The organism is Microcystis sp. M20BS1 (assembly GCF_020245305.1).
Classification (GTDB): Bacteria; Cyanobacteriota; Cyanobacteriia; order Cyanobacteriales; family Microcystaceae; genus Microcystis; species Microcystis ichthyoblabe_A.
Map to the genome: position 1 here is coordinate 1 of NZ_JADBUZ010000143.1, position 4313 is coordinate 4313.

General features: G+C 47.5%; 4 protein-coding genes and 1 tRNA gene. 2 read left to right on the forward strand and 3 right to left on the reverse strand.

Going from position 1 to position 4313, the window contains the following annotated elements; all coding sequences use genetic code 11:
• Positions 1-160: 160 nt before the first annotated feature.
• From IM507_RS14635 to petE, 3 genes are all read right to left on the reverse strand, one after another.
• Positions 161-234: transfer RNA gene (locus tag IM507_RS14635), tRNA-Met, on the reverse strand.
• Positions 235-317: 83 nt separating this feature from the next.
• Complete coding sequence (locus tag IM507_RS14640) at positions 318-2045, reverse strand: succinate dehydrogenase/fumarate reductase flavoprotein subunit (protein ID WP_002734415.1); 1728 nt, start codon at positions 2043-2045, stop codon at positions 318-320.
• Positions 2046-2295: 250 nt separating this feature from the next.
• Positions 2296-2673, reverse strand: a complete 378-nt coding sequence (gene petE / locus IM507_RS14645; RefSeq protein ID WP_002731857.1) for a plastocyanin — start codon at positions 2671-2673, stop codon at positions 2296-2298.
• Between the two features lie 192 nt (positions 2674-2865).
• On the opposite strand from petE, the gene petJ reads away from it, so the two are divergent.
• Positions 2866-3186, forward strand: a complete 321-nt coding sequence (gene petJ / locus IM507_RS14650) for a cytochrome c6 PetJ (RefSeq protein ID WP_002732729.1) — start codon at positions 2866-2868, stop codon at positions 3184-3186.
• A gap of 116 nt (positions 3187-3302) precedes the next feature.
• On the forward strand, positions 3303-4313 hold a 1011-nt coding region (locus IM507_RS14655; protein WP_287637258.1), incomplete at its 3' end, for a DUF3352 domain-containing protein.

The following is a 4313-nucleotide window of genomic DNA, read 5'->3' on the forward strand; positions in this document are numbered from 1 at the left end:
GAGGTAGTCAGTTACCTAATTTTCAGGGAAAAAGTACCTGAATTTTACCCCCGATCCCTCCAATGGTCGGCACTTTTTGAGGTCAAAAAAGTCTAAAAGCCTTATCCAACAAGGTTTTTAGATTTATTCAGCAAGCCCTAACTACCGGCTTTATTAGTAATGGCGGGAAGCGGATTTGAACCACTGACCTTCGGGTTATGAGCCCGACGAGCTACCAGACTGCTCTATCCCGCGTTGCTTTATTTAGTATAGAACTAAATCTCGGTAAATGCCAAGGAGTTTGTAATATTCCTTTACATTTACCGTCCGACCAGAGGTTAATACTTACGTTCCACGGGGGTGAAATCCTGAATTACCACGGGCATATAGTCGATATCGATGCCGGAGGGGGAATAATAGGCGAGGGTATGCTGAAGGAAATTTTGGTCATCCCGTTGGGGAAAATCTTCGCGGGAATGGGCCCCTCGGCTTTCTTGACGATTGAGGGCAGAGGTGAGGATAATTTCCCCCACCACCATGAGACTTTGTAACTCCCAGGCCTCGATTAGTTCCGTATTCCAGCAATCACCTCTATCATCCAGGTAAATCTGCTCGTATTGGCGCTTTAATTCGCCGATTTGTTTAATTCCCTCGCGCATGGTCGCTTCGGTGCGAAAAACGCCGCAATGTTGGGTCATACAGTCTTGGAATTGCTGACGTAGTTGACCGATGCGAATCGTGCCTTTTTTGGTCAATAAAGCGGTGATTTCCTCTTTGGCATCCTGAAGGTAAATATCGGGATTAAATACGGGAAAAGCGCGTTTTTCGACGTATTTAGCGATCGATTTGCCGGTTCTTCTCCCATAGACCACACATTCTAACAGGGAATTACTACCCAAACGATTGGCCCCGTGAACAGAGACACAGGAACATTCCCCGGCGGAGAAAAAGCCTTCGCTGAGGGTATCGGCACTTAAGCGAACGCGACCATCGGTATTAACGGGAATGCCGCCCATACAATAGTGAACTGTAGGACGGACGGGCATCGGTTCCTCTACCGCATCGACACCGACGAGACGGTGGGCCTCCTCCCAACAGAAGGGAATGCGACTCATAATTTTTTCCCGGCCTAAATGGCGTAAATCCAGATAGACAAAGGGACCCCCGGCGCTACCGTCCAGATTTACCCCCCGGCCGGCGCGAATTTCTAGGGTAATGGCCCGGGAAGTGATGTCCCGGGGTGCCAATTCCATGCGCGAGGGGGCGTAGTCTTCCATAAAACGACGACCTTCGCTATTGATTAAATAAGCACCTTCACCCCGGACCGCTTCTGAGATTAAAACACCGACGGGATAGAGTCCAGTGGGGTGAAATTGGACAAATTCCATGTCTTCTAGGGGAATACCCGCTTTTGCCGATAAAGCTAAACCGTCTCCCGTACAGGCGAAATCGTTGGAGGTGGTGTTATAAACGCGACCATAGCCCCCGGTCCCGAACATAATTGCTTTTGCCCGGAGGATTTCTAACTGTCCGGTGGCGATTTGGTACATAACCACGCCTTTGGCCGTACCTTCTTCGAGGATAAGGCGCAAAACGTACCATTCATCGTAGATTTTTACCTGATTACGGCCTAAATTGCTGACTAATTCGTGCAGCATGGCGTGACCAGTTTTATCGGCGGCGTAACAGGCCCGGTTATGGCTGTGACCGCCAAAGGCTCTTTGGGCAATGCGTCCATCTTCGAGACGGGAGAATAACACGCCTAGATGTTCCAATTCGATGATAACTTCGGGGGCTTCTTGGGTGAGGATATCCACCGCATCCTGGTCAGCCAGAAAATCGGAACCTTTGACGGTATCGTAGGCGTGGGCCTTGGGATTATCTTTGGGGTCAACGTTTTGCAGGGCGGCGGCGATACCTCCCTGGGCAGCGACGGAGTGGGAACGAATTGGGTGGGTTTTGGCAACGACAGCAACATCGATGGTCGGGTTGAGGCGTTTGATTTCTAAGGCGGCGCGGCATCCTGCTAACCCACCACCCACTATAACGACATCGTGTTCTTTCATGGCTGATTTTCCTACGGGCTTCTGTTTCTATGGTGGGGTGAGAATTGCTCGCAAGTCAGTTTTGTAACCGAGACTTTATATTTCAGGAGACAGGAGATAGGAGATAGGAGACAGGAGACAGTAGCCGGTCGTCAGGAGACTATTTTTATTTATTCTTCCCAATTCATAATTCATAATTCATAATTCATAATTCCCAAAAAAACAACCCGCGGCAGTTAACCGCGAGTTATTTTTGCTTAAAATCGGACAATTACTCAACGGTAATCGTTCCGACCATACCGGCGCCGCGATGGGGTTCGCAGTAGTAGGTGTAAGTACCCGGTTCGCTGAAAGTGCTTTCAAAGGACTCACCGGCGGAAAAAGCCAGACCTTTATGGGATAATTTAGCAGCTTGGGCTTCAGGAACCTTGGTGCTATCGAAAACTATGTTATGGGGAGAAAGTTTGTTATTGACCCATTTCACCGTATCTCCTGCTTTAATAGTGAGGGCGGGGGGATCAAATTGTAGTGTACCCGCATCACCGCCCATCTTAACCGTGAAGGTTTCCGCAGCAGCGGAGGCAGTGTTGAAGAAGAAGCTAGAGACGACTAGCACCACGGTAGCGACCAATAAACCTAATTTTTTCATGCTTGTTAATCCTTTACACGAGGGAAGATGACAAGTTTGACAGCCTGTCTTTTGACAAAAAAGTAAAAGTTTGCTTTTAACTGTCCCATTGATTCATTCTACACCAAGTTTGACAGCTTGTCTTTTGACAAGAAAACCGGTTTTTTCTGACGATGGTTGGGGAATTTCTTAAGAAATAGAGGAGAACCAATCGTGAAAAGACTATTAATTTCCCTGTGCTTGCTCTTGGCTGTGGTTACATTCGGTATGGCTCGTCCCGCTTTAGCTGATGGGGCTTCGATTTTCAGTGCTAACTGTGCTTCCTGCCATATGGGCGGTAAAAACGTGGTTAATGCCGCTAAAACCCTGAAAAAAGAAGATTTAGTTAAATACGGCAAAGATTCCGTTGAAGCTATCGTTACCCAAGTTACCAAAGGTATGGGGGCGATGCCCGCTTTCGGTGGTCGTCTCAGCGCTGAAGATATCGAAGCTGTAGCTAACTATGTCCTCGCTCAAGCGGAAAAAGGCTGGTAAAAATTAGTTATCGGTGGCGAGTTATCGGTTATCAGTCTGGTAAGAATTGTAGCGATCGAAATTCTTGGGTCATTTGCTGGCTTAAAATAGCTAATGGTTCATCTCGGGACAAGGTTGTGAAATTGCGATCGTTTTTCTATATTTTAGGTGCGACGGTAATCATTCTCCTAGGAGTCGCTACAGCCAGTTTTGCTTGGATTCTCGCCGATAGTCCTCTGTCTTTGCTCAAAGGTGGGGTGCTGCGGGAACCGATGGCGGCGATTTTTGTGCCGAAACAGGCCCCGGTTATGGTATCCTTGCTGGTCAATCCCGAACGTTTAGAGTCTTTTGGTCAATTAATCGCTACACCGGCTAATCGACGACGTTCCCACCAAGAAATTAAGGATTTAGAAAAAAGTCTGCTCGGCAAAACGGGATTAAATTATCAAAAGGAAATCAAACCCTGGTTAGGGGAGGAAATTACTCTCGCTGTTACTTCCCTAGATTTCGATCGCGATACCGATAATGGTATCCAACCGGGTTATCTTTTGGCAATTCAAAGTAAAGATGGTGAACGCGCTAAGGAATTTCTGCAAGCTTCCTACTCAAAACAGGCGGTTTCGGGCAAATTTGACCTCGTTTTTGAACTCTACAAGGGAGTTAACCTGATTTATCAACGTCCCTTGACCGCAGGAGATAATAATCGTTTTCTCGCTAGTGCCGTGGTGGGTGATACGGTGCTTTTTGCCAATAATATCAAGGTTTTGCGCGAGGCACTTAATAACGTGCAAGTACCGGATTTAAACCTAAAAAATAGCCCTGATTACCGAGAAGCCCTCAAAAATATCACCGAACCGCGTATAGCTATAGTTTACGGCAATTTACCCCCGTTATCAGCTTGGATCGCTAATCAACCCGTCCCGGAGAGTCCCGAAGCAAAACAACGATTAGCCACGGCTTTTTCCCTCAAATCCGGGGGAATAGTCGCTCAAACCGCCTTAATTGGAGTCTTAGGACAGGATGACCAAGCACCAATTTTATCTAGTCCCGTGGGAGCATTATCTTTTATCGGCGAAAATAGCCTTTTAGTCGCCGCTAGTCGCGATTTAAATCGTTTTTGGACTCAGGTAGAGGAGGGGTTAGAAGCA